General features: G+C 67.3%; 24 protein-coding genes. 6 read left to right on the top strand and 18 right to left on the bottom strand.

Annotated features, from left to right (window positions below; genetic code table 11):
- Positions 1-115 precede the first annotated feature (115 nt).
- Positions 116-817 (bottom strand): fumarylacetoacetate hydrolase family protein, encoded by a 702-nt coding sequence (locus tag Mspo_RS09155; RefSeq protein WP_159728981.1) that lies wholly within the window; start codon positions 815-817, stop codon positions 116-118.
- A 137-nt stretch (positions 818-954) separates the two neighbouring features.
- Between Mspo_RS09155 and Mspo_RS09150 the strand changes: the two genes are divergently transcribed.
- Entirely contained in the window at positions 955-2,217 is a 1,263-nt protein-coding gene (locus Mspo_RS09150; RefSeq protein ID WP_159728979.1) for a glycerophosphodiester phosphodiesterase, read from the top strand.
- Between the two features lie 44 nt (positions 2,218-2,261).
- Here Mspo_RS09150 and Mspo_RS09145 read toward each other — a convergent pair whose 3' ends face one another.
- From Mspo_RS09145 to Mspo_RS09130, 4 genes are all read right to left on the bottom strand, one after another.
- Positions 2,262-3,455, bottom strand: coding sequence for a DUF1624 domain-containing protein (locus Mspo_RS09145; protein WP_159728977.1), 1,194 nt, complete (start codon positions 3,453-3,455; stop codon positions 2,262-2,264).
- Positions 3,456-3,842: 387 nt separating this feature from the next.
- Positions 3,843-4,808, bottom strand: a complete 966-nt coding sequence (locus Mspo_RS09140; RefSeq protein WP_159728975.1) for an Hsp33 family molecular chaperone — start codon at positions 4,806-4,808, stop codon at positions 3,843-3,845.
- Between the two features lie 16 nt (positions 4,809-4,824).
- Entirely contained in the window at positions 4,825-5,775 is a 951-nt protein-coding gene (gene argF, locus Mspo_RS09135; protein ID WP_159728973.1) for an ornithine carbamoyltransferase, read from the bottom strand.
- Complete coding sequence (locus tag Mspo_RS09130; protein WP_159728971.1) at positions 5,772-6,959, bottom strand: aspartate aminotransferase family protein; 1,188 nt, start codon at positions 6,957-6,959, stop codon at positions 5,772-5,774. The genes argF and Mspo_RS09130 overlap by 4 nt, the downstream gene beginning before the upstream one ends.
- 545 nt (positions 6,960-7,504) lie before the next feature.
- Here Mspo_RS09130 and Mspo_RS09125 point away from each other — a divergent pair.
- A complete protein-coding gene (locus Mspo_RS09125) occupies positions 7,505-8,050 on the top strand; it encodes a GcrA family cell cycle regulator (protein WP_159728969.1) in 546 nt (181 codons plus the stop codon).
- A 17-nt stretch (positions 8,051-8,067) separates the two neighbouring features.
- Here Mspo_RS09125 and Mspo_RS09120 read toward each other — a convergent pair whose 3' ends face one another.
- The 4 genes from Mspo_RS09120 to pdxH form a co-directional block, all read right to left on the bottom strand.
- The gene (locus Mspo_RS09120) at positions 8,068-8,574 is read right to left on the bottom strand and encodes a hypothetical protein (RefSeq protein WP_244613270.1); all 507 of its coding nucleotides are present in this window, start codon (positions 8,572-8,574) and stop codon (positions 8,068-8,070) included.
- Between the two features lie 22 nt (positions 8,575-8,596).
- A complete protein-coding gene (locus tag Mspo_RS09115) occupies positions 8,597-8,854 on the bottom strand; it encodes a hypothetical protein (RefSeq protein ID WP_159728967.1) in 258 nt (85 codons plus the stop codon).
- A gap of 81 nt (positions 8,855-8,935) precedes the next feature.
- Complete coding sequence (locus Mspo_RS09110; RefSeq protein ID WP_244613268.1) at positions 8,936-9,409, bottom strand: TIGR02301 family protein; 474 nt, start codon at positions 9,407-9,409, stop codon at positions 8,936-8,938.
- A 167-nt stretch (positions 9,410-9,576) separates the two neighbouring features.
- Positions 9,577-10,185 (bottom strand): pyridoxamine 5'-phosphate oxidase, encoded by a 609-nt coding sequence (gene pdxH / locus Mspo_RS09105; protein WP_159728963.1) that lies wholly within the window; start codon positions 10,183-10,185, stop codon positions 9,577-9,579.
- Positions 10,186-10,247: 62 nt separating this feature from the next.
- Between pdxH and Mspo_RS09100 the strand changes: the two genes are divergently transcribed.
- From Mspo_RS09100 to Mspo_RS09090, 3 genes are all read left to right on the top strand, one after another.
- Positions 10,248-10,757, top strand: a complete 510-nt coding sequence (locus Mspo_RS09100; RefSeq protein ID WP_244613266.1) for an RT0821/Lpp0805 family surface protein — start codon at positions 10,248-10,250, stop codon at positions 10,755-10,757.
- Positions 10,758-10,869: 112 nt separating this feature from the next.
- Positions 10,870-11,826: a DnaJ C-terminal domain-containing protein gene (locus Mspo_RS09095; protein WP_159728989.1), complete on the top strand. Its 957-nt coding sequence runs from the start codon at positions 10,870-10,872 to the stop codon at positions 11,824-11,826.
- A gap of 278 nt (positions 11,827-12,104) precedes the next feature.
- A complete protein-coding gene (locus Mspo_RS09090) occupies positions 12,105-13,970 on the top strand; it encodes a cation:proton antiporter (RefSeq protein ID WP_159728961.1) in 1,866 nt (621 codons plus the stop codon).
- A gap of 76 nt (positions 13,971-14,046) precedes the next feature.
- Here Mspo_RS09090 and Mspo_RS09085 read toward each other — a convergent pair whose 3' ends face one another.
- The 9 genes from Mspo_RS09085 to amoC form a co-directional block, all read right to left on the bottom strand.
- A complete protein-coding gene (locus Mspo_RS09085; RefSeq protein ID WP_244613264.1) occupies positions 14,047-15,588 on the bottom strand; it encodes a RecQ family ATP-dependent DNA helicase in 1,542 nt (513 codons plus the stop codon).
- 50 nt (positions 15,589-15,638) lie between these two features.
- Positions 15,639-16,262 (bottom strand): response regulator FixJ, encoded by a 624-nt coding sequence (gene fixJ / locus Mspo_RS09080; RefSeq protein ID WP_159728959.1) that lies wholly within the window; start codon positions 16,260-16,262, stop codon positions 15,639-15,641.
- A gap of 333 nt (positions 16,263-16,595) precedes the next feature.
- A complete protein-coding gene (locus tag Mspo_RS19590) occupies positions 16,596-17,102 on the bottom strand; it encodes a hypothetical protein (RefSeq protein WP_201281664.1) in 507 nt (168 codons plus the stop codon).
- A 1,043-nt stretch (positions 17,103-18,145) separates the two neighbouring features.
- Complete coding sequence (locus tag Mspo_RS09070) at positions 18,146-18,622, bottom strand: ATP F0F1 synthase subunit B (protein ID WP_159728957.1); 477 nt, start codon at positions 18,620-18,622, stop codon at positions 18,146-18,148.
- A 14-nt stretch (positions 18,623-18,636) separates the two neighbouring features.
- Entirely contained in the window at positions 18,637-19,233 is a 597-nt protein-coding gene (locus Mspo_RS09065) for an ATPase (RefSeq protein ID WP_159728955.1), read from the bottom strand.
- A 78-nt stretch (positions 19,234-19,311) separates the two neighbouring features.
- Positions 19,312-19,539 (bottom strand): F0F1 ATP synthase subunit C, encoded by a 228-nt coding sequence (locus tag Mspo_RS09060; protein ID WP_159728953.1) that lies wholly within the window; start codon positions 19,537-19,539, stop codon positions 19,312-19,314.
- 50 nt (positions 19,540-19,589) lie between these two features.
- A complete protein-coding gene (locus Mspo_RS09055) occupies positions 19,590-20,330 on the bottom strand; it encodes a F0F1 ATP synthase subunit A (RefSeq protein ID WP_159728951.1) in 741 nt (246 codons plus the stop codon).
- 66 nt (positions 20,331-20,396) lie between these two features.
- Positions 20,397-20,732, bottom strand: a complete 336-nt coding sequence (locus Mspo_RS09050) for an AtpZ/AtpI family protein (protein WP_159728949.1) — start codon at positions 20,730-20,732, stop codon at positions 20,397-20,399.
- A 385-nt stretch (positions 20,733-21,117) separates the two neighbouring features.
- Entirely contained in the window at positions 21,118-21,894 is a 777-nt protein-coding gene (amoC, locus tag Mspo_RS09045; RefSeq protein WP_159728947.1) for a bacterial ammonia monooxygenase, subunit AmoC, read from the bottom strand.
- A gap of 194 nt (positions 21,895-22,088) precedes the next feature.
- Here amoC and Mspo_RS09040 point away from each other — a divergent pair, with 194 nt between their 5' ends.
- On the top strand, positions 22,089-23,063 hold the full coding sequence (locus Mspo_RS09040; RefSeq protein WP_159728945.1) for a LysR family transcriptional regulator: 975 nt from the start codon (positions 22,089-22,091) through the stop codon (positions 23,061-23,063).
- The last annotated feature ends 38 nt before the right edge of the window (positions 23,064-23,101 follow it).

Below are 23,101 nucleotides of genomic sequence, written 5' to 3'. Positions count from 1 at the left end.
CGAATCATTCTCCGATGCTTCGGAACCCCAGAATCACGCAACTGCGGCGCGAACAAGAAACTTTTGGGTCAGGTTCTAAGGCAGTCGGCGTCCTACGGCCTACTGCCCTGCCGCTCTACGCCACCGTCAGCTCGACTGTCCCGACTCCGTCGATCTCGCCCGTCACATGGTCCCCCGGAACGATCGGCCCGACGCCGGCCGGCGTGCCGGTGAAGATCAGATCGCCCGCCTCGAGCCGCACGAATTGCGACAGGATCGCCACGATCTCCGCGACGCTCCAGATCATGTCGGAGAGATCGGCGTCCTGCCGCGTCGCGCCATTCACGGCGAGGCGGATGCGGCCCCTGCCCGGATGGCCGATCCGTTCCGCCGCCGCCAGCGCCCCGAGCGGGGCGGAATTGTCGAAGCCTTTGGAGAGGTCCCAGGGCCGGCCGGCTTTGCGCGCCTCGCTCTGCAGGTCGCGGCGGGTCAAGTCGATCCCCGCGGCGTAGCCGAACACATGGGCGAGCGCATCGGCGCGGGCGATATCCGCTCCGCCGCTTCCGATCGCCGCCACCAGCTCGATCTCATGGTGGAGATCGGACGTGCGCGGCGGATAGGGAATCGTCGTCCCGCTCGCGACCACGGCGTCGGCCGGCTTGGAAAAGAAGCAGGGCTGCTCCCGGCTCGGGTCCTTGCCCATCTCCCGCGCATGGGCGGCGTAATTCTGCCCGACGCAGAAGATGCGCCGCACCGGAAAGCGCCGCGCCTCGCCGAGAACAGCGAGCGAAGCGCGAGGGGGCGGCGGAAACAGAAAATCCGGGTCGGAAGCGCTCAATGCGGAACCTCTCGTTTCACTCGGTCGAACGATCGGCGACGCGCCGCGTCCCAGCGAGACCGTCGCAGCGCCGTCATGACGCTGAGAGACTGGCGGCCTATCGAGCCGGGGTCAAAAGCACATTTCGAGGATATTTCATGTTCGAGCTTCTCTCCCGCGCCAAGTTTCTCCCGACATTGAGCGCTTTGATCTGCGCCGCTCTGCTCGCGCCGCCGTCCGCCGCCTCCGACGAGGGCCCGCATCGCCCCATCGTCATCGGCCATCGCGGCGCCGGCGGCTATGTGCCGGAGCATACGCTCGAATCCTATGCTCTGGCGATCGAGCTCGGCGCCGATTTCATCGAGCCCGACCTCGTCTCGACGAAGGACGGCGTGCTGATCGCCCGCCACGAGCCGAACATCATCGCCACCACCAACGTCAAGAGCCTGCCGCAATTTTCCGGCCGCAAGCGCAAGGCCGTCGTCGACGGCGTCGAGCAGGAAGGCTATTTCGTCAGCGACTTCACCTGGAACGAGATCAAGCAGATCGGCGCCGTGCAGGCCTTCGCCGAGCGCGACCCGGACTTCAACGGCCTCTTCCACATTCCGAGCTTCGACGAGATCATCGAGCTCGCCAAGCGCAAGAGTCGCGACGAAGGCCGCGTCATCGGCGTCTATCCCGAGACCAAGCATCCGACCTATCATCAGACGCTCGGCCTGCCGCTCGAGGATCGCCTGCTCGCCGTGCTGAGCCGCCATGGCTGGAACCATCATAGCGCTCCGGTCTTCATCCAGAGCTTCGAGCAGGCCAATTTGAAATATCTGCGCAAGAAGACGACGGTTCGGCTGATCCAGCTCGTCGACGCCAATGACGTCAACCCCGACGGCTCGCTGGATTTCACGCCGCCCTATGACCGGCCCTTCGATTGGACCGTCGCCGGCCGCCAGGGCAAATTCGCCGATCTGCTGAAGCCCGCCGGCCTCGCCGAGGTCCGCGCCTATGCGGACGGCGTCGGGCCGTGGAAGACCTATCTGATCAGCTCCGCCTGCATAAAGATCGTCGACAACGCCTGCGCCGACGCCAATGGCGACGGGCGCGTCGACGAGGCGGATCGCAAGCTGCTGGCGCCGACCTCCGTCGTCGCCGACGCCCATGCGGCCGGGCTGCTCGTGCATCCCTATACGTTCCGCAATGAGCAGCGCCGCCTCGCCAGCGATTACAAAGGCGTTCCGGTCAATGAATATCTGACCTTCTACAAGCTCGGCGTCGACGGATTGTTCAGCGACTTCGCCGATACGGCGGTGACGGCGCGCTCGCTGTGGGCGCTGAAGACCGACCCAGATGCGGCGAAATGCCTGGTCCGCGGCCTCTATGGCCATGACGCCGCCTGCCGCGGCCTGCGCTGGCTCAACGCCAATTGAGATAAAGCGGCGGACGACGGCCCGGCGCCGTCGTCCGCCCATTCTCACAAATAGCTCAGCCACCAGTCGCGCCGCCGCCGCTTGACGCCGGCGAACCAGGCGCAGGCCGGATAGATCGCCGCCACGATCAGAACCCACATGACATAGGCGCCGGCGAGGCCGAGCCCGTAATTGTCCGGCGGCGGGCCCCCGGCCTCGAGGCCCTTCAGATCGACGCCCTTGGCGAGGGCGACGAGGAAGGCGGCGATCAGAATGGCGTAGAGATGCAGCACATAGGCGAAGAGCGGCGCGCGGCCGAATGTGGCGAGGACCCGCCCGAAGGCGCCGCCCGCCCGCTCCAGCGCCGGCAGCAGCACGAGCCCGACGCCGAGCGTGACCAGCGCATAATGCAGCGAGGGCGGATATTTGGTGATGTCGAGGAAGGACAGCGCCGTCCGCGCGCCATCCGGGAAGGTCCGCCAGAGCCGCGCGTCGCCATAGACGCCCGCGGCGCGCAAGGCCACGAAACAAGCGAGAAAGGCGAGGCCGAGCGAGACCAGCGCGCGAGCCCGCCGCTCCGGCGGCGAGAGGAAGATCGGCCCGAGCCCATAGCCGAGCGCAATGACGCCGATCCAGGGCAGCACGGGGTAAAAGACCTGCCCACGCAGGCCGAAGGGCAGCGGCCCTTTCTCATGCAGCACGTTCCACAAGGGCGCGAAGGCGCCAAATTGCGCCGCGTGAACGCCGTCGAGCAGATTATGCAGGAGAAGGATCGCCGCGCCGACCGCCAGCACCGCGCGCGTCGGCAGATAGAGCAGCGCCGACAGCGCGATCATGCCGCAGCCGATCGCCCAGAGAGTCCCGAGCTCGATCGCGCCCGAGCCGACCGTCCACACCGGGCTGACGACGAAAATATCGAGCAGGATCAGCCAGAGCCCGCGCGTCCACAGAAAGCGCGAGCGCTGGCCGCGATCCTCGAGCGAGAGACCATGCAGAAAAGCGGAGACGCCGGCGAGAAAGGTGAAGGTCGGCGCGCAGAAATGGGTGACGAAACGCGTGAGGAACAGCGCCGGATAGGTGTGGTCGAGATCGGTCGGATCGAAGCGCAGCGCGTCGGCGTCGAAGAAATCGCGCACATGGTCGAGCGCCATGACGATGATGACGAGCCCGCGCAGGCGATCGATGGAGAGAAGGCGCGCTCCCGCCGGCAGCGAGACGTCGCGCGGGACGTTCGGGATTTCCTCCATCGTCTTCGTCATGGCGTTTCTCCGATCGTCGACGGTCGAAAATTCGTAGCGGCGCCCACCCTCCCCTTCAGGGGGAGGGTCGGAGACCGCCATAGCCCGGCGCCTGCGACGGGCATTCTTTCAGAACGCCCTATGGCGGTCCGGGTGGGGTCGAATTCCCCAGTCTCGGGAGGTCGCCCCCTCCCGAGCGCGCTCGGCGCTCGACCTCCCCCCTCGAGGGGAGGCGGGCGCCGCGCGAGAGTCTTTCCATGTTTCGTTGAAACACGAAAAGACTCTAGGTTTTTGTTTTCGACGCATTTCCGACGCCGAACCGGCGTCCACTTCGGCTGGAAACGCTCTAGAGCTATTTGAATTCGCATGTTCTTTTCCGAAAACCGCTGCGCACTTTTCGGGAACATGCTAATCGAAATCGGCCGGATCGAACGCGCGCAGCGTGCGGCAGAATTCGCAGGTCACGCCGATGCGGCCATCGTCGCCGATCATGTCGCGGCGGTCCTGCGGCGTGAAGCTGCGCAATAGATTGACGATGCGCTCCGTCGAGCAGCGGCAAGCCTCCGTGATCGGCCGCGTCGGATAGACGGTGACGCCGCGCTCGTGGAACAGCGAATAGAGCAGCCGCTCGCCCGAGAGGCCGGGGTCGACGAGCTCGTGATCCTGCGTCGTCGCCGCGAGCGACAGGCCCTCGACCCAAGCATCGTCTTCCGCCCCCTCGAGCGGGACGACGCCTTCGGGCGCGTCGCCGGGATCGAGATCGCGCGGACGCAGCGGCGCCTCGGGCAGATATTGCAGCAGCAGCCCGCCCGCGCGCCAGCTTCGCCCGGCGGGCGTCACGCTCTCGGCGACAGCGAGCCGCACATAGCTCGGAATCTGCTCGGACTGGCGAAAATAGCGATGCGCCGCCTCGGCGAGGCCGTCGCCTTCCAGCGCCACCACGCCCTGATAGCGCGCGGCGTCGCGGTCGCGCTCCATGGTCAGCGCCAGATGGCCGCAGCCGATGAGCGCGCCCGGACCCATGCCCGCGAGGATGCGGCTCTCGTCATAGCGCGCGAAGCCGCGCAGCTTACCCGGCGCGTCGAAATCGACGACGATCATATCGACGGGCCCGTCGCTGCGCGTCTGCAATTGGAAACGCCCATGCGACTCGATGAGCGAGCCGAGCAGCGTCGTCAGCGCCGCCGCCTCGCCGAGCAGGCGCGCGACGGCGGGCGGATAGTCGTAATGGGTGAGGATGGAGTTCACGGATGGCCCGAGCCGCGCCAGACGCCCGCGCAAATCGAGCGGCTCGACGGCGAAGGGGAGCAGGCTGTCGTCCTCGGCGAAGGGCGACGCCGGCCGGGCGATGGCCTCCTCCGCCCGCCTGGTCATTTGCTCGCCTGTGCGTTCATGGCGCCGCGACTCCGAACACCCAGGCGAGCACGCCCTTTTGCGCGTGAAGCCGGTTCTCCGCCTCGTCGAAGACGACCGATCGCGGCCCGTCTATGACCTCGTCCGTCACTTCCTCGCCGCGATGCGCCGGCAGGCAGTGCATGAAGATCGCATCCTTGTTCGCCGCTTGCATCAGCTTGGCGTTCACTTGGAAGGGCGCGAGCAGCGCATGGCGGCGCGCCTCCTCCTGCTCGTCGCCCATCGACACCCAGCAGTCGGAGATCACCGCATCCGCGCCGGCGACCGCCTCGTAAGGATCGGCGGTCAAGTTCAGCCGCACGCCATTGGCGCGCGACCAGGCGACGAGCTCGTCGGAAGGCGCGAGCTCCTTGGGCGTCGCCACATTGATGGTGAAGTCGAAAGGCTTCGCCGCATGGACCCAGCTCGCCAGAACATTATTGGCGTCGCCAGTCCAGGCGACGGTGCGTCCCGCTATGGGGCCGAGACGCTCCTCGAATGTCAGCACATCGGCCATCACCTGGCAGGGATGCGAGAGCTTGGTGAGCCCATTGACCACCGGCACGCTCGAATAACGCGCGAGCTCGGCGAGATCGTCATGCGAGAGAATGCGAATGACGATGGCGTCGACGAAGCGCGACAGCACGCGGGCCGTGTCGGCGATCGTCTCGCCGCGGCCGAGCTGCATCTCCTGGCCCGTCAGCATGATCGTCTCGCCGCCGAGCTCGCGCATGGCGAGATCGAAGGAGACGCGCGTGCGTGTCGAGGGCTTGTCGAAGATCATCGCCAGCGACTTGCCGGCGAGCGGCCGGAAGGCGGGCGGCGCGCCGCGCACGCGCTTGCCCTTGATCGCGGCCGAGATATCGAGAATGCGCCGGAGCTCCGCGGCCGGAACTTCGGAAATATCGAGGAAATGACGGGCGCCCGTCAGCGGCGCATGAGCGGTCATCGCGCGGCTCCCGCGCTCTCGAGCGCAACGCAGGCGGCGCCGAGCCGCCGCGCCGCTTCGGCGAGCTCGCTCTCGCCGACGATGAGCGGCGGCAGCAGGCGCACGACATTGTCGCTCGCCGGAATGGTCAAGAGCCTCGCCTCACGCGCCGCGGCGGCGAAATCCATGTTGGAGACGCGCGTCTTCAGGCCGAACATCAGGCCCTCGCCGCGCACGCTCTCGATGATCGTGGAATGGCGATCCTCGAGCTCGGCGAGCTTCTGGCGGAACAGCGCGCCGAGGCCGGCGACGCGCTCGATGAAGCCCGGCTCCAGCACGACGTCCAGCACGGCGTTGCCGACCGCCGTGGCGAGCGGATTGCCGCCATAGGTGGAGCCATGCGCGCCGACCGTCATGCCCTTGCCGGCCTCGGCCGTGGCGAGGCAGGCGCCGAGCGGAAAGCCCCCGCCTATGCCCTTCGCCAGCGTGGCTATGTCCGGCGTCACGCCCGAATGTTCGACGGCGAGGAAACGCCCGGTGCGGCCGACGCCCGTCTGCACCTCGTCGACGACGAGCAGCAGGCCATGCTCGTCGCAGAGCTCGCGCAAGCCGGCCAAGAACCGCGGCGGCGCCACGCGCACGCCGCCCTCGCCCTGGATCGGCTCCAGCAGCACGCCGGCCGTCTGCGGGCCGATCAGCGCGCGAACGGCGTCGAGATCGCCATAGGGCGCCTGGTCGAAACCGTCGGTCGGCGGCCCGAAGCCGTCGAGATATTTGGGATTGCCGCCGGCCGCGATGGTCGCCAGCGTGCGGCCGTGGAAGGCGCCCTCGAAAGTGACGAGCCGATAGCGCTCGGGCCTTCCTTCCACAGCGTGGAATTTGCGCGCCGTCTTGATCGCGCATTCGACCGCCTCGGCGCCCGAATTGGTGAAGAAGACGAGATCGGCGAAAGTCGCCTGGACGAGGCGGCGGGCGAGGCGCTCGGCCTCCGGAATCTGGAACAGATTGGAGACGTGCCAGGGCTTCGCCGCGGCGGCGGCCAGCGTGCCGACGAGATGCGGATGGCCATGGCCGAGCGAATTGACCGCGACGCCGGCGCCGAAGTCGAGATAGCGCTCGCCGTCGCTGGCTGCGAGCCAAGCGCCCTCTCCCCGCTCGAAAGCGAGATCGGCCCGCGCATAAGTCGGAAACAGCGCCGAAACCACCTCTGGCGACTCCTTCGGAGAGACCCTGCTCGCCGGCGCCGCAGCACGGCGCGGGACCGCGCGGCGAGGGTCTGAAAATCAAAGTGCCGCCCTTCGGGGGCGGCATCTCTCACGTGGAAACATTCTAGGTCCTCCCCTCGCGTCGGTCAAATCCGTTTCCGGAAGGGCCGAAGGCGCCTGGAGTGCGGCGAAACGACGGCGCCGAAAGGGCCGCGGCCGCAGCGCTCGCGCGCGAACGAGACCTTCACGCGCGGCGCAATGCGCGCGGACCCTTATAATTCCAATGCGCGCGACGCCCATAGTGAGTCCTCGGCGCAACACCAGCGAAGAATGAACAGCATTACCTTGTGGGGAACGCCGTTTCGCTTGCCAGGGACTCTTGCGCGTGATTCAACTGGTAGAGTAGCGTTCGCGTCATCGCCCACGACATCTCGTGAGGCGCCTTCAATCGAGTGTGTGTGCGTCTTGTCGACTCCGGCATCGCCGGTTGCGCGAGCGTTCGCCGATTCTCTCGGCTGAAGCCGGCTTAATCGAGGAGGACCTTCATGTCCTGGACCGACGAGCGCGTCGAGATGCTGCGCAAGCTCTGGAACGACGGCCTCAGCGCCAGTCAGGTGGCGGCCGAGATCGGCGCCGGCATCACGCGCAACGCAGTCATCGGTAAAATCCATCGTCTCGGCCTCGCGCAGCGCGCCAAGACGCCCATTGCGGCGCGCCCGCGCGTCGCCAAGCCGCAACGCCCGCAGCCGGCGGCCGCGGCGCCGCGCGCGCATCACGGACATGGTCCGAGCGTCGTCGGCAATGTCGCGCTCGCCCTCGCGCCGCGCGCGCTCTTGCTGCCGGACGCGCGTCCGCAAGAGGAAGTCGTCATTCCCCTGTCCGAGCGGGTCACGCTGATGGAGCTCAGAGAGGCGATGTGCCGCTGGCCGATCGGCGATCCGACAACGGCGGATTTCCGCTTCTGCGGCGCGAAATCGCCGGGCGGCGGCGGCGGCCCCTATTGCGGCTATCATTCGCAGGTCGCCTATCAGCCTGCGCAGGATCGTCGCCGCGCGCGCGACCAGCTGCGCTCCGCCGCGCGTCTTGCCTGAACGGCGCGTATTTCCCGTCAATCCGCGTTCCAGAAATAGTGCCAGACGCCGTCCGCGCCGACGCCGATCCGCATGACCTTCGGACGGCCGTCCGCATTGGACGAGACGAGATCGAAAAAGCGCACGCAGGCCCATAGCGCGCGCGCCTCTTCCTCATTCGCCGGCGGCGTCGGACGGCGCGCATAGGCCGGCCATTCATAGGCTTCGAAAGGCCCGCGCGCGACGCGCAGAAAAGGCTGCGTCAAAACCGCGCGCGCCAGGACGAGCATCTCGCGTCCGGCGCGGTCGAAGGAGAGCGACTTCAAAACCTCGATCGGATCGGCGCCCGCCGGTCGCCGCGCGCCGCGCTCGAACAAGGGACGCACCTCGTTCCAGTCGATCGGAATGCGCAGCGCCTCTATGTCGCCGGTCTCGCAGGCGGCGAGGATCTTCTCGCGTAGCGCGCGCACCGGCGCAGGCAGCGCCGCGAGATCGCGCATCGGCTCGGAGATGGATTCGACCGCAGGCTTCGTCGGCTTCTTCACGCGCGCGCCTCGAGGAGCCCGCTCAATGGCGCAGGCCGCTCGAGAATTCGCCGTCGCGAAGGCGACGCGGCAGACGCTCCGCGAAGGCGGCGACCTCCTCCTCGCCATAAGTGGCGACGAGCTCGTGCAGCGCCGCGGAGAGCGCCGCATGGGCGAAGGAATCGCCTTCTATCCCGGCGAGCGCGGCTTCCGCGAAAGCCTCGGCGAGATAAGCGAGCGCGACGCGCCGCTGCTCGGAGCCTGCGGCGTCGTCCAATGCGAAAGGGAGAAGGCGCGTCATGCGGATCACTGTAACGAAGCGCGGCAAAACGCGCGAGACGGGTCCTTGCCGGACGGTTAACGCCCATCCGCGCTTTCGGCGTCAGGAATTCCCGTAGCGATAGGCGATCTCATGCGCGATGCGGCCGCCCTCGTCGAGATAGCGCGAGATCGCCGTGCGCGCATTGGGCGTGCAGGAACGATAGGTCGTCTCATAGCCGCGAAAGCCGCGGTTGAACGCGCCCGTGAGCTTCAGCCGCCGTTGACCTGTCTTGGCTTCCGCCTCGAGCAGCGCGCTCATTTTGGCGCGCCAATCGTCGCCGTCCTCCGCGCCGCAGAGATCGCGCAGATAAGAGAGCGCGCCGAGAATTTCGGAGAGCCGCAGCAATTGCGGCTCATAGGGCGGCGGCGGCCCTTCCGCGGGCTGCTGCGCCTCGGGCTGCGCCGGCGGCTGCTTTCCCGGCGGCGTTTTCGCGGCGCTCTTCTTCTTGGGCTTGGTCTTGCCCTGTGACGGCGCCGGCTGGGTCACGCGCGGCGCCGATTGCTGCCGGCCCCAGCCGAAGAGGCTCTGGAACAAGTCCTGCGCGCGCGCCGGCTGAGCGATCGCGCATGAGAACGCGAGAAGGAAGGCGAGCCTGAAGGCTCGCGGTCCAGGGCGCGCTTTGGATCGCGAGCCTTCAGGCTCGCTCGCCCGAATACTTGCATCATCCGACCAGCGTCTCATCGCTTCGCCGCTTTCTCTCGTCACGGATAGAGCCGCGCCTTCATCCAGCCCGCGCCTTCGCGCGTGAATTGCACGCGATCATGCAGGCGAAAGGGCCGATCCGCCCAGAATTCGATTGCCGAGGGAATGATCCGATAGCCGCGCCAATGCGGCGGCCGCGGCACCTCGCCGAGCCCGAAGCGCGCGACCTGAAGGGCGACCGCCTTCTCGAGCGCGAAACGGCTCTCGAGCGGCTGCGACTGGCGGCTCGCCCAGGCGCCGATGCGGCTGTCGCGCGGGCGGCTCGCGAAATAGGCGTCGGCCTCGGCCTCGGACACGAGCTCCACGGGACCGCGCAGCCGCACTTGGCGGCGCAGCGATTTCCAGTGGAAAAGCGCCGCCGCCTTCATCGTGGCGGCGAGCTCGCGGCCCTTGGCGCTCTCGGCGTTGGTATAGAAGGTGAAGCCGGATTCGTCCCAATCCTTCATCAGCACCATGCGGGCGTCCGGCAGGCCGAGCTCGTCGACCGTGGCGAGCGCCATCGCTTCGGGAACGTCGGGCTCGCGAGATCTGGCCTCCTCGAACCACTCGCCGAACAATGCGTAAGGTTCGGAAGCCTCGCAGAAGTCACTCTGTGTTAACCCCTTCACGAGAAAATCCTCAGCTGCCGCCGAAAGGACGAGGCGGTGGTCCTGGTGGTGAGGCAGCGCATTTGCACGACCTGCGAGACACACATAACGCCGCCGCGGCCGGTTCTCAAATCGGCCGCGCCATAGTGCGCCCGGCCGCCGCACGCCTGCTCGCGGCCGCGCTCGCGGCGGCTGCGCTCGGCGGCTGCTCCTTCGCCATTCCCGGCGGCGAGCCGGCTCCGACCTGGAAAACCGTCGGCGACGATGTGACCGGCTCCATTCCGCACAAGACGGCGCCGACGCTCTCCCATGGGCTCGACCAGGAGGATTGGCGGCGCGCCAGCGCCGCGCTCGGCGTCGCGCTCGATCCTCAAGGCGCCGGCGCGACTGTCAATTGGGACAATCCGGAGAGCCGCGCGCGCGGCTCCTTCACGCCGGTCGGCCAGCCCTATCCGTCCGACGGCAGGGTGTGCCGCGCCTTTCTGGCGGAAGTCGGGACCAAGGACAGCCATGAGCAGCTGCAGGGCACGGCCTGCCGCGAGAAATCCGCCGAATGGGCGCTGATCGACGTCCGTCCCTGGCGCAAGGCGTGATTTTCGAACTCGGACGCATCCTTGCGCGCCGCGAGCTCTTCTCCCAAATAGACAGTCGGACATGAGCGTCCGCGCCGCTCGAGGCGGACGCGACAATGGGCTTTTGAAAGAAATGCGCGATCCATACGACGTCCTGGGCGTCGCCAAGACGGCGAGCGCCGCCGAGATCAAGAAGGCGTTCCGCCATCTGGCGAAGAAATACCACCCCGACCAGAACAAGAACGACCCCAAGGCCAAGGAGAAATTCGCCGAGGCCAATTCGGCCTATGAGATTCTCGGCGACGAGAAGAAGAAGGCGCAATTCGACCGCGGCGAGATCGACGCCGAGGGCAAGCCGCGCTTCACCGGCTTCGAGGGCTTCGGCGCCGGGCCGGGCGGCTTCTCGCGCGGGCAGCGCGGGCCGGGCGGCGCCGAGCATTTCGAATTCCATTTCGGCGGCGGCGACGCCCCCGGCGGGCGCGCCGGCTTCGATCCCTCCGACCTCTTCGCCGATCTCTTCGGCGGCGGAGCGGGCGCGCGCCGCACCCGCGCCCCGCGGCGGGGCGAGGATGTCGCGCTGCAGGTGACGATCTCGCTGGCCGAGGCGGTGAAAGGCGGCGGCACGCGCGTCTTTCTGCCCACGGGCCGCACGCTCGAGGTGAATATTCCGGTCGGCATAGAGGACGGCAAGCAGATCCGCCTGCGCGGACAGGGCCACGCCGCCCCGCCCGGCGGCGAGCCCGGCGACGCCATCGTCACCGTGAAAATCGCGCCGGACCCGCTGTTCGCCGTGTCGGGCCGCGATCTGAAGCTCGACCTGCCGATCGCCTTCTATGAGGCGGCGCTCGGCGCCAAGGTGGCCGCCCCGACGCTCGGCGGCCAGGTGGAGCTCACCATACCGCCGGGCTCCAACGGCGGCCGCGTGCTGCGCCTGCGCGGCAAGGGGCTGCCCGCCGCCGACGGCAAGCCGGCCGGCGATCTCTATGTGACGCTGAGGATCATGCTGCCCGAGGGCGCCGACGCCGAGCTCGAGGCCTTCGCGCAGAAATGGCGCAGCTCCAAGCCCTACGATCCGCGCAAGGGGATGTGAGGGGGCGCCCATCTCCTTCTCCCACTCGAGGGAGAAGGCGGCCCTCGCGTCAGCGAGGGTCGGATGAGGGGCGCCGCGAAAACGCGACATCACGACGGTCCGCGCTCGGACAACACCGAAGATTTCCTGCCGACCCGACGGCCCTCATCCGACCCGGCTACGCCGGGCCACCTTCTCCCGCAAGCGGGAGAAGGAAGAGCCCCGAGAAACGACGTTCGTAACCGGCCGTCCGCTCCCCTATGCTGAATCCCGAATCGGCGGGACGGGAAAGGATGGCGATGACGGGAGCTGCGGCGTTTCAATGGGGCGAATATCGCGAGGCGCTGCTGTTCCTCGGCACCGCGGGAATCGTCGCGCCTCTGTTCCACCGGCTGCGCGTCAGTCCGATCCTCGGCTTCCTCCTCGCCGGCGCGGCGCTCGGGCCCTTCGGCCTGGGACGGCTGGCGCAGCGGCATGAATCGCTCGCCGCCTTCGCGCTCGGCGATCTCGAGGGCGTCGCCAAGATCGCCGAATTCGGGCTCGTCTTCCTGCTCTTCATGATCGGCCTCGAGCTGTCCTGGGAGCGCCTCGCGCGTATGCGCCTCTTGGTGTTCGGTCTCGGCCTTTCGCAAGTGTTTCTCTGCGGCGGCGCGCTGGCCGCGGCCGGCGTGTTCTGGGCCGGGCTCGGCGCCGCGCCGGCGGCGCTGCTCGGCGCGGCGCTCGCAATGTCCTCCACGGCGATCGTCATTCCCCTGCTCGCCGAGCGCCGGCGCCTCACCCGCGCCGCCGGCCGCGCCGCCTTTTCAGTGCTGCTGCTGCAAGATCTGATGGTCGCGCCGCTGTTGTTCCTCATCTCCTTTCTCTCCGATGCGCAGGTGGAGAGCGAAGGATTGAAGGCGCTGCTCGCCTTTCTGCCCGCGCTGGCGGCGATGGCGGCGCTCATCGTCGCGGGCCGGCTGCTGCTGCGGCCGCTGTTCCATCTGGTGGCGGCGGCGCAATCGATCGAGCTCTTCACCGCCGCGAGCCTGCTCGTCATCATCGGCGCGGGCGTCGCCAGCGCCGCCGCCGGCTTTTCGATGGGGCTCGGCGCCTTCATCGCCGGCCTGCTGCTCGCCGAGACGGAGTTCCGCCGCGAGATCGAGGTGACGATCGAGCCGTTCAAGGGTCTGCTGCTCGGCCTGTTCTTCGTCTCCGTCGGCGCCGGCCTCGATTTCGGCCGCGTGATCGACGATCTCCACCAGGTGCTCGTCATCGCGCTCGGCCTCGTCGCGGCGAAGACAACGATCGTCTTTCTGCTCGGCCGCGCCTTTCGGATGCAAAGACGCGTCGCGGCGGAAACGGCGCTGCTGCTCGCGCCCGGCGGCGAATTCGCCTTCATTCTCGTCGGCGCGGCGATCGCCGCCGGCGTGCTGCCGAAAGGCCTCGGCGCCGACGCGATGCTCGCCGTGACGCTCGGCCTCTTCATCCTGCCGGGGCTGGCGCGGCTCGGCGAGTGGATCAATCCGGGCCGCCGGCCGCAGGACGACGAGGCCGAATTCGCCCATCTCGCGCCGGAGAGCGAGATCGCCGCGGGTCAAGTCGTCATCGTCGGTTATGGACGCGTCGGCGCGCTCATCGGCGAGATGCTGAGCCGCCACGGCATTCCTTTCGTCGCCGTGGACAATTCGGCGAAGCTCGTCGCCGAGAAACGCGACCGGGGCGTCGACATTTATTGGGGCAATTGCATGAGGCGCGAATTCCTCATGCGGCTCGGCGTCGCGCAGGCGCGCGCCCTGGTGGTGACGGTGGAGAATCCCCATGCGGCGCAGGAGATCGTGCGCCTCGCGCATCAGGAGCGCGCCGATATGGCCATCGTCGCGCGCGCCCGCGACGCGCGGCACGCGACGCATCTCTACGAGCTCGGCGCGAGCGACGCCATTCCGGAGACGATCGAGGCGAGCCTGCAGCTCGCCGAGACCGTGCTCGTCGATCTCGGCGTGCCCATGGGCTATGTGATCGCCTCCATTCACGAGAAGCGCGACGAATATCGCAAGCTGCTGCAGCCGACCGGCGAAGAGGCGCGCAAGCGCGCCGATCGCGCCTCGACGCGGCTGCTCGAGCTGAAGAAGCGCCGCGCCCGGCCGGCGCCGGAGGGGGAAACGGAGGGGAGCGAGGGCGAGGGATAGTCGAGCGCCCCCACCCCTCCCCCGCACAGCGCCCGCCCCTTCTCTCGCGAGGCGAAGCGGGGATGAGCGAGGGGCCTCAGCCCACTCTCTCGGCCTCGCCGACGGCGCGCAAAAACGCCTCCGCCTCGATCATCGTCTCGCCTTCGGGCAGGGCGTGCGGCCGCGCGATCGCCAGCCGCCGCAACATCGCGTCGCTCGCCACCGCGCGCGGCGCGAGGCGGCGGCGTTTCGCTATGGCGAGCCGCAGCCCGATCAGCTCCCGATAGAGCCGCTCGTCGGCGACGCTGAGCGTCTCCTCCTCCTTCTTCGCTTCGGAGGCGAAGGCGGCAGTGGCGGCGAGGCTCGGCGGCGCCTCCGGCTCGTCGATCGCCGCGGCGCTCACGCCGGAAAAACGCGCGAGCGCCGCCACGCGCCAGCCGAGCGCCACGAGCCCTGCGCGGCGCGGCAGAGTCAGCACGCCGCCGCGGCAATTGTCGCAGCGCCCGCAGCGGTCGCTCGCCTCGCCGAAGGCGGCGAGCAGCGCCTGAAAGCGGCAGGAGGGCGTGAGGCAGAGCCGCGCCATGGCGCGGCGGCGCTCCGTCTCCCCCGCGGCGACGGGATCGTCGGCCGGCGGCGCGAAGCCGAAGCGGCCGGCGAGCTCGCCCGGATCGAACAGAGCGAGCGCGTCGGCCGGCTCGCCGTCGCGGCCGGCGCGGCCGATCTCCTGATAATAGGCCTCGATCGAATTCGGCAGATCGGCGTGGAAAATGAAGCGCACGTCCTTTTTGTCGACGCCCATGCCGAAGGCGATGGTCGCGACCATGACGACGCCGGCGCGCGCGAAGAAGGCGTCCTGATGGGCGGCGCGCGTCGCCGCGTCCAGCCCTGCGTGATAGGCGAGCGCGTCGAAGCCGAGCCGGCGCAGCGTCGCCGCCATATCGTCGGCCTTGCGGCGCGAATTCACATAGACGACGCCGCTCTGCCCCGCCCGTCGGCGCAGGAACCGCGCGAGCCGCCCGAGCGCGTCGGCGCGGGGCGCGAAAGCAAGCCGCAGATTGGGCCGCGCGAAGGAGGAGACGAAGACCTCCGGCGCGCGCGCAAAGAGGCTCGCGACAATGTCGGCGCGCGTGCGCGGGCCGGCCGTCGCCGTCACCGCGAGGATCGGCGCGCCGAGCCGCGCGGCGATCTCGCCGAGCCTTGCGTAATCGGGACGGAACTCGTGGCCCCATTGCGAGACGCAATGCGCCTCGTCCACCGCGAACAGCGCGACGCGGGCGCTGCGCAGCAGCTCGACCGTTCCGTCCTGGACGAGGCGCTCGGGCGCGAGATAGACGAGCCGCGCCCGCCCGCCGGCGAGGCTCGCGATCGCCTCGCCATGCTCCTCCTCGCTCTGGCCCGAATGCAGCGCCACAGCCGGAACGCCCGAGCGGGCGAGGCTCCGCAACTGGTCGCGCATCAGCGAGATGAGCGGCGAGACGACGACGACCGGCGCGACGCCCATGGCCGCCGGCAGCTGATAGAGCAGCGATTTGCCGGCCCCGGTGGGCATGACGGCGAGCGCGTCGCGCCCGGCGAGCAGCGCGGCAAGCGCGCTCTCCTGCCCGGGCAGAAAGGCCGCGTGCCCGAAACGCGCGCGCATGACGCGCCGGGCCTCCTCCATAGCGAGCGGAAAATGTCGCAACAGCGTCCTCAGGCGGATGCGGCGGGCGGAATCAGCACCGCCATGCGCACGAGCTCCGAGAGGCTCTTGGCTTGCATTTTCATCATCAGCCGGGCGCGATGGGCCTCCACCGTGCGCACGCTGATGCCGAGCTCGTGAGCGATGAGCTTATTGGGCCGGCCATCGAGGACGCCCATCAGCACCTCGCGCTCGCGGACGGTGAGGCTGGCGAGCCGGTCGCGCGCCGCGGCGGCCTCGGAGCCGACGACGCTCTCGCCGTCGAAGAGGCGGCGCAGCGCCTGGCGCACGGCGCCGAGCAGCGCCTCGTCGTCGAATGGCTTCTCCAGGAGGTCGACGGCCCCGGCCTTCATCGCCTGGACCGCGAGCGTCACATCGGCATGGGCGGTGATGACGATGACCGGCAGATCGACACGGCGCGCCTTGAATTCGGCGAGCAGGTCCATTCCGCTCACTTCCGGCATACGCACGTCGGTGATGACGCACCCCGCTTCGCCCGGCCCGGCGCTCGCGAGGAAATCGCGCGCGGAGGCGTAAGCGCGCACGTCGAAATTCTCCGTCGCCAGCAGGAGCCTCAAAGAATCGCGGACGGCGGCGTCATCGTCGATGACATGGACGATGGCCGCCGTCGTCATATCCGCGGCCCCCCGCTCCGAGATCCGGACAGGCGAAAAAAGACGAAATAAAAAAAGCCGATCGGTCGCATCGAGAAGACGTCCGACCGCCCGTTGGGCGGGGTTTCGGGCCACAATAGGCGCAATCGGCCGGGATGATCCTATGCGGCGCGCCGATTGGCAATAGCCTGCAGACCGCAATCACGAGCCGATGGCGCGGCTCCTCCCTCGCGTCGCGATCGAGCTCGAGCGAAAACTCGAAGAATCGGAAGCAGATCTTTTCCGTGAAACTCCCGCATATGCAAGAAATTCGACACAGAACTCGCTCGAAGCGGCGAAGGCCCGCTCGGCCGCTCAGCGATCGCTCCTCAGGGAAAGGCGCGAGCCCGGCCGGGCGACGACCGCGTCGCCGCCGTGGGATCCCGGCGGCTCGCCGAGCGCCGCGCGACGATCGGCCCGGCGGCCCTCACGCGAAAAGGACAGCACGACCCCCGGCACACGCGAGGCCCCGGCGGATGCGGGGCGGCTTCGGCGCGCATCCAGATATTGGGCGGCGAGCGCGGTCTCGAAGGCGGCGTCGAGCTCGGCGGCCAGGGTCGAAGCGGCGACACCGGCCTCCGGATGGGCCGTCAGCAGCAGCCTGAGCACGATGAGCAGATCGGCGGCGCGCGAAGCGACGCCGAGATCGAGGTAGGCGCGCAGATCGGAAACGATCATGGCCCGCACGGCGCCGAGGCCGCGATGAGCGTTGAGCATATAGCTCTCGAGGAGCGCGTCATGGTCGGAAGAGGGGATGGCGCCGAGAACCAGCTCGTTGGAAGCCAGACCCGCTCGGGCCGCGCATTGCGACACGGTAATCATGAGGAACTCCTTACGCGTTAGGCAAACTCGATACAGTTTTGTCGATGAGGCGTGGGTCAGAAGAAAGATGTTTCGGCCTGAACGCCAGGGGGCTGCGCAGTGGATCGTCGAAGACGAGACGCCGAAAGGAATGTTTCGAATTGTTCGATTGCGCATGGAGGTGAAATCGAGAGGTCGAGACCATCAGAACCAAATCTCCTGGTCGGCCGGATCGCGGCGCGCCGCGCTGATTCGTCATTACTTGGTACGCGCGAATTCCAAAATTAGGACATGTACCTATTTGGACGAGACCGGCCCCGGCGTCAGGGATAATATCATCTATTTTCAGTGATTTATGCCGTCATCTGCGCGGCCTTCCGAAGGCATTTTTCTGCGGTCGCTTGCAAAAGAATAGAAAACTATATTGATATAACGTTCGTATATATTCGATTTCAATTCAAATTCGCTTCGCTCGAAGAAACGATGACCGCCCCGGCCATCATCGCGCGCGGAGCGAAGATTCCATGGGGATGGATAGCGGCCGCAATGCGCGGCCGCGCATGATGATGGTCCAGCTCGCATGGCTTCGGCGCTGTCGCTGTGGTACGAGGAGCGCGCGGCCGCGGCCGGCAGGGATCGTCTGTCTTGACGGAACAAACGCACATTCGGTCGTCGCAGCTTTGCGACCGCACGCTGATTCCGCATTCGGCGGGCGAGGCTCGGGAGGGCGAGACCATTCTTCGCCGCGGCGTCGTGAACGCCACGCGATCCATCGGATCGCCCGCCTCGGATCCGGGCCGAGGCCATTGGACCTCGGGCTATTCAAGCTCCGCTCGGCCGATCTTCGTCCGGCCGGCGCTTCGGACGGGAAGCGGTCAGGCGGCCTTCGCGGCGACGGCGCCCTCGATGACGGCTCCCTGCGTCGCATATCTTCACAAGGCGACCAGCAGCCTGCGCGCCAAAGCGACGAACGTCCGTCTCTTCGCAATGACGGCTGGGGTGACAATAGGAAACGGCCCGAGGTCTCGCGACTTCGGGCCGTTTTTGTTCTTATCGTGCGGTCGTCAGTGCGCCAGCGACTTCACATCCGCAATGCCGGCGGAGACGAAATCCGTTCCAGCGACGCCCTTGCGCAGCACGGCTTCAACGACCTTCACCGCGGCGTCGGCGGCGCTGGCGCGCACTTCGGCGGCGGCCTGCGCCTCGGCCTGGGCGATCTTGTCCTCGACCTGCTTGGTGCGGCGGGCGATATATTCCTCGAGACGCTGGCGGGCCTCGGTGGCGAGCAGCTCCGCCTCGCTCTTGGCCTGGGCGACGATCGCCTTGGCCTCGATCTCGGCGTCCTCGCGCTTCTTCTCGAAGGAGGCGAGCAGGCTCTCGGCCTCGCTGCGCAGGCGCTCGGCCTCGGCGAGCTCGCCCTTGATGCGGATGGCCCGCGCGTCGAGCGATGCGGCGAGCTTCTTATGCGCGCCCACATAGAGAAGCACGCAGAGGAAGATGGCGAAGCCGATGGCGACGAAAAGTTCCGCGTCGTAATGCATGGCCGGTTCCCTGCTCAGCTCGCCTTGATGTTGCGGAATTCGCTCTGCAGCGTCTCGGCGGCGAGACGGGCGCCGGTCAGCTTCTCGAGGATCGCGCCGGCGGCCTCGGTGGCGATCGCCTCGACATTCGACAGCGCCTCGGACTTGGCGGCGAGAATCTTCGCCTCGGCCTCGGAGACCTTCTTGGCGAAGGCGGCCTCTTCCGAAGCGCGGCGCGAGGCCGTCTCCGACGCGGCCTGCTGCTGCGCGGCGCGGCCGATGTCCTGCGCCTGCGCCTTGGTGGCGCGCAGCGTCTCGTCATGCTCGGCGGCGGCGGCCTGCGCCTTCGCCTGCAGCTCGCGGGAGGCGAAGAGGTCGCTCTCGATGCGGCTCTCGCGCTCGCTCAGGATCGAGCCGATGCGCGGCAGCGCGATGCGCGACATGAGGATGTAGAGAAGACCGAAAATCAGCGCCAGCCAGACGAGCTGCGGCGCGAAATTATTCGTGTCGAAGGGCGGGAAGTCGCCCCCGCCGTGATGCTCGACGGTCCCATGCCCCGCGGACTCATGCGTCGCGCCCTGCGCGGCGTGCGGCGCCGCTTCCTCGGCGGCGGCGAGAACGATGTTCGCCATGACGGCTCCGAAACCTCTTCGAGTGTTGTCAGATGCGACGAAGGCCCGGAACCTTCCGCCCCGGGCCTTCGAAACGGATCACTTCAGATAGAGCAGGATCGCGATCAGGAACGCGAAGATGCCGAGACCTTCGGCCAGCGCCGCGCCGATGATGGCGTTGGTGAACTGGCCGGCGGCGGCCGACGGGTTGCGCAGCGCGCCATTGACGAAATTGCCGAAGATGAGACCGACGCCGATCGCGGCGGCGCCCGTGCCGATCGCGGCGAGGCCCGCGCCGATCAGCTGGAAGGAAGAAGCATCAGCCATTGGTAACTCCTGCTCTTTTCAGTGGGCGACTATTTATTGTTGGATATTTATCAGTGGCCCGGGTGGATCGCGTCATTGAGATAGACGCAAGTGAGGACGGCGAAGACGAACGCCTGAAGACAATTGACGAGCAGCTCCAGCGCATACATCGCGACGACCGCCAGGATCGGGATGGGCGAGAGCGCGGCCCAGGCGCCGGCGCCGAGCAGCATCACCACGAAGCCGCCGAAGACGGCGAGGGTGATATGGCCGGCGAGGATGTTCGCGAAGAGACGAACGGAGAGCGACACGGGGCGCGAGAGGAAGGAGATGATCTCGATCGGGATCAGCACGACGAGCACCGGCGCCGGAACGCCATGCGGCACGAAGAGCTTCAGAAAGCCGAGGCCGTGGCGATAGAGCCCGTAGAGGATCACCAGCGTGATGACGAAGGCCGCGAAGGCGAAAGTGACGACGATCTGGCTCGACAGCGAGAAGGTGTAGGGGACGAGGCCGATCAGATTCGACATCAGGATGAAGGTGAACAGCGTGAAGACGAAGGGGAAGAAGCGCATCCCTTCCTTGCCCGCCGTCGAGCGCACCGTGCTGGCGACGAACTCATAGAGCACTTCGGCGAGCGCCTGGCCGCGGCCCGGCACCAGCGCGCGCCTGGAGGTGGCGCCGATCGTCAGCAGAACCGCGGCGAAGGCCGCGAGCAGCATATAGAGCGCAGAATTGGTGAAGGAGACGTCGACGCCGTTGATGAAGTAAGGCGCAATGCGTTGGAGCTCGAACTGCTCGATAGGATTCATCGCTCGATCCGGACGGCGCGCCCGGCCCTTCATCTCCGCGGCGCCGAGGGAGTCGGGCCGCCCGTTTCATCCGCCGCCTCGCGCGTCTTTCGGCGCGGCGAAGCGAAACACATTATAGAAGCCCGCGGCGACGCCGAGCCCCAAGAACAGGACCAGCAGCCACGGCTTGGTGCCGAACCAGCCATCCGCCTGCCAGCCGATCAGCGCGCCGACGAGAATCGCCGCGACGAATTCGGACAGCACGGTGAAGCCCGCGCTCAGCGCCTTTCCGAACGACCCGCCGACCGGCAACCCTCCTCCAGTCTCGGCGCGCCGTTCCTCCTCCTGCTTGCCGAGCTCGGTCTGGAGCTTCTCCAGCCTCGCGCGCAGCTCTTGGTCGCTCTCGTTCTTGCCCGCTCTCATCGACTCTCTCCCTCGCGCAAAAGCTCAGCAGCACGCGCGAGCAGAATAGATGATCGCCGAAGAAACGCCCGGACAGGGGCGACGGAAGGGATTTCGACGCGACGCGATATGGGCCGGGCGGCCAAGTCGTTCGAGCCGCGCGCAACATATGGGCGGCGCCATTTCGTGTCAAGCCGCCGCTGCGTCGCGCTATGCCTAGAAAAATCACGAGTTTTTCGAGATTGTGCAATTCTCGAGCAGCGAAGTTTCTCGCGTCTGCGAAATGTGGCGATCTTCGTCCGGGGCGGGGAATGGCGATGGCTCCGGACGAAAGGCGGCCGCCCTTCCTTTTCAAAAGGGCGGCCTTCTCGTCATCTTCGGGAGCTTTTGAGGAACGAAAGAGGCGTCAGCCGATGACCGCGTTCACGCCCTCCTCGCCGAGCAGCGCCTTGACGCGCATCAGCAGTTGCAGCACCACGCCGAACACGCCGAGCGCCATCCAGCCGAAGAAGACGAAACCCCAGTGCAGCGGCGCGACGAAGAGCTCCTCCATGAACCAGAAGGTGTGGCCCCATTCATTGAGGCCGACATTGGGGATGATCATGAAGGGTCCGACCGCGACGATCAGATAGGCGAGCGAGAATCCACGCGCGAAATAGGGGATGCGAGTCTTGGCGTGGAAGAAGGCGCCCACCGCCATGATCGAGTAGATCGGATAGCTCATGTAGAATTCGATGATATGCGACGGGGTGAAATCGGTGTCGCGGATCACCGTCATGTGCCAGGTGCCGTCCTGCTCCGTGAAGAAGCTCGCGCCCCAGTAAATGGCGATGGCGTAGATCGTCAGCCATTTCATATTGTCGACGAGCGCGCGCATCTCCTGGCGCGGCGTCACCGTGGACATGTCGCGGGTGCGCGTCTTCCACAGATAGCCGGCGAGGCCGAGCCCGGCGACGAGCTCCAACGGAATCTCGGTCCACAGGATCGAGAGCCAATAGGTCTGGAACTCCGGCGCGAAGGAATCGAGGCCGGCGCGCCAGCCGAAAATCTGCTCATAGATGCGCACGATCAGATAGAATGTGCACAGCGACGCCGCGCCGATCCAGAATAGCTTCAGATCGACGATCGCATCGACGTCGTCTGCGGCGCCGGTCCGCGAGGCCGTCTCCGTCGTGAGGCTCATGTTTCTCTCCTTTTGTTTTGCGTCCGCGCGCTCTTCCACGCGGCCGTCCGGAGAGGTAAGGTCGCTCTCGCCTTGACGTAAAATGCATTGTTTTCATCGTGCTATCGAAAATTTTCAGTGGCGTCGAAGGCGCCGTTCTGGCGTCATCTTCACGCGCGATCCTCGTGATCGCGCGAAGGGCGGATGGCGGGAACATGACCGAGCTGCGGAACTTCGATCTCAATCTTCTCGTCGCCTTCAACTTCCTGATGGAGGAGCGCAATGTCTCGCGCGCGGCGCAGAAGATGTTCATCACCCAGTCGGCGATGAGCCATGTGCTGCAGCGCCTGCGCCAGCAATTGGACGATCCGGTGCTGGTGAAGACGCCGCAGGGCATGAAGCCGACGCAGCGCGCGCTCGCGCTCGTCGAGCCGATCGCGGCGATATTGAACGAAGTGGAGCAGGTGATCCGCGGCTCGAAGGCGTTTTCGCCGGCGACGACGCAGCGTCGCTTCACCATAGCGACCAACGACTATGTCGAATTCTGCTTGCTGCCGCCGCTGATGAGATCGGTGAGCCGGCAGGCTCCGAATGTGGAGATTCATCTCGTGCAGACGTCGGGCTCGCTGCGCGAGGCGGCGGACGCCGGCGAGGTCGATCTCGTCATCGGCTTCGACGTGATCCTCGATTCGACGCCCTATGTGCGCCGCGAGCGGCTCTACACCGATCGCATCGTCTCGCTGGTGCGCCAGGATCATCCGGATTTTCCCGATGACGAGCCGACGCTCGAGCAATTCGTCGCCGCGAAACATATGCTGATGTCGCGCCGCGAGGCGGGCACCGGGATCATCGACGATTGGCTGGAGAGCCGCGGCCTCGCGCGCACGGTCTCGCTCGTCGTGCCGAATTTTCTGTCCGCGCCTTGGATCGTGGCGAGCACGGATCTCGTCTTCTCGCTGCCGCTGCGCATCGCCGAGCATTTCGTGCGTCTCGCGCCGCTGCGGATTTTGGAGATACCGATCGAATTCCCGACCTATGATCTGTTGATGGTCTGGCGCTCGCTGCAAGACCGCGAGCCGGCCCACGCCTGGCTGCGGCGGGAGATCGTGGAGGTTTGCCACGGCGTCGTGGAGCCGCCGGTGGAGGAGCCACCGCAGCCGGCGCGGGAAAAAGGAAGGGCGCCGGCGTGACGTAGCGCCGGCGGCGGCGTCAAAAAGCGAAGAACGGC

Origin of the sequence: Methylosinus sp. Ce-a6 (assembly GCF_009811655.1) — a bacterium.
Taxonomy (GTDB): Bacteria; Pseudomonadota; Alphaproteobacteria; order Rhizobiales; family Beijerinckiaceae; genus Methylosinus.
The sequence above is the reverse complement of the archived record's forward strand: the minus strand, read 5'-3'. Positions and strand labels throughout refer to the sequence as shown.

What these genes read in the sequence shown, in the direction of transcription:
- Mspo_RS09150 (WP_159728979.1), top strand. Translation starts at nt 955, where the DNA reads ATGTTCGAGCTTCTCTCCCGCGCCAAGTTTCTCCCGACATTGAGCGCT.
- Mspo_RS09145 (WP_159728977.1), bottom strand. Translation starts at nt 3,455, where the DNA reads ATGACGAAGACGATGGAGGAAATCCCGAACGTCCCGCGCGACGTCTCG.
- Mspo_RS09140 (WP_159728975.1), bottom strand. Translation starts at nt 4,808, where the DNA reads ATGACCAGGCGGGCGGAGGAGGCCATCGCCCGGCCGGCGTCGCCCTTC.
- argF (WP_159728973.1), bottom strand. Translation starts at nt 5,775, where the DNA reads ATGACCGCTCATGCGCCGCTGACGGGCGCCCGTCATTTCCTCGATATT.
- Mspo_RS09125 (WP_159728969.1), top strand. Translation starts at nt 7,505, where the DNA reads ATGTCCTGGACCGACGAGCGCGTCGAGATGCTGCGCAAGCTCTGGAAC.
- Mspo_RS09115 (WP_159728967.1), bottom strand. Translation starts at nt 8,854, where the DNA reads ATGACGCGCCTTCTCCCTTTCGCATTGGACGACGCCGCAGGCTCCGAG.
- Mspo_RS09095 (WP_159728989.1), top strand. Translation starts at nt 10,870, where the DNA reads ATGCGCGATCCATACGACGTCCTGGGCGTCGCCAAGACGGCGAGCGCC.
- Mspo_RS09090 (WP_159728961.1), top strand. Translation starts at nt 12,105, where the DNA reads ATGACGGGAGCTGCGGCGTTTCAATGGGGCGAATATCGCGAGGCGCTG.
- Mspo_RS09085 (WP_244613264.1), bottom strand. Translation starts at nt 15,588, where the DNA reads ATGCGCGCGCGTTTCGGGCACGCGGCCTTTCTGCCCGGGCAGGAGAGC.
- fixJ (WP_159728959.1), bottom strand. Translation starts at nt 16,262, where the DNA reads ATGACGACGGCGGCCATCGTCCATGTCATCGACGATGACGCCGCCGTC.
- Mspo_RS19590 (WP_201281664.1), bottom strand. Translation starts at nt 17,102, where the DNA reads ATGATTACCGTGTCGCAATGCGCGGCCCGAGCGGGTCTGGCTTCCAAC.
- Mspo_RS09070 (WP_159728957.1), bottom strand. Translation starts at nt 18,622, where the DNA reads ATGCATTACGACGCGGAACTTTTCGTCGCCATCGGCTTCGCCATCTTC.
- Mspo_RS09065 (WP_159728955.1), bottom strand. Translation starts at nt 19,233, where the DNA reads ATGGCGAACATCGTTCTCGCCGCCGCCGAGGAAGCGGCGCCGCACGCC.
- Mspo_RS09060 (WP_159728953.1), bottom strand. Translation starts at nt 19,539, where the DNA reads ATGGCTGATGCTTCTTCCTTCCAGCTGATCGGCGCGGGCCTCGCCGCG.
- Mspo_RS09055 (WP_159728951.1), bottom strand. Translation starts at nt 20,330, where the DNA reads ATGAATCCTATCGAGCAGTTCGAGCTCCAACGCATTGCGCCTTACTTC.
- Mspo_RS09050 (WP_159728949.1), bottom strand. Translation starts at nt 20,732, where the DNA reads ATGAGAGCGGGCAAGAACGAGAGCGACCAAGAGCTGCGCGCGAGGCTG.
- amoC (WP_159728947.1), bottom strand. Translation starts at nt 21,894, where the DNA reads ATGAGCCTCACGACGGAGACGGCCTCGCGGACCGGCGCCGCAGACGAC.
- Mspo_RS09040 (WP_159728945.1), top strand. Translation starts at nt 22,089, where the DNA reads ATGACCGAGCTGCGGAACTTCGATCTCAATCTTCTCGTCGCCTTCAAC.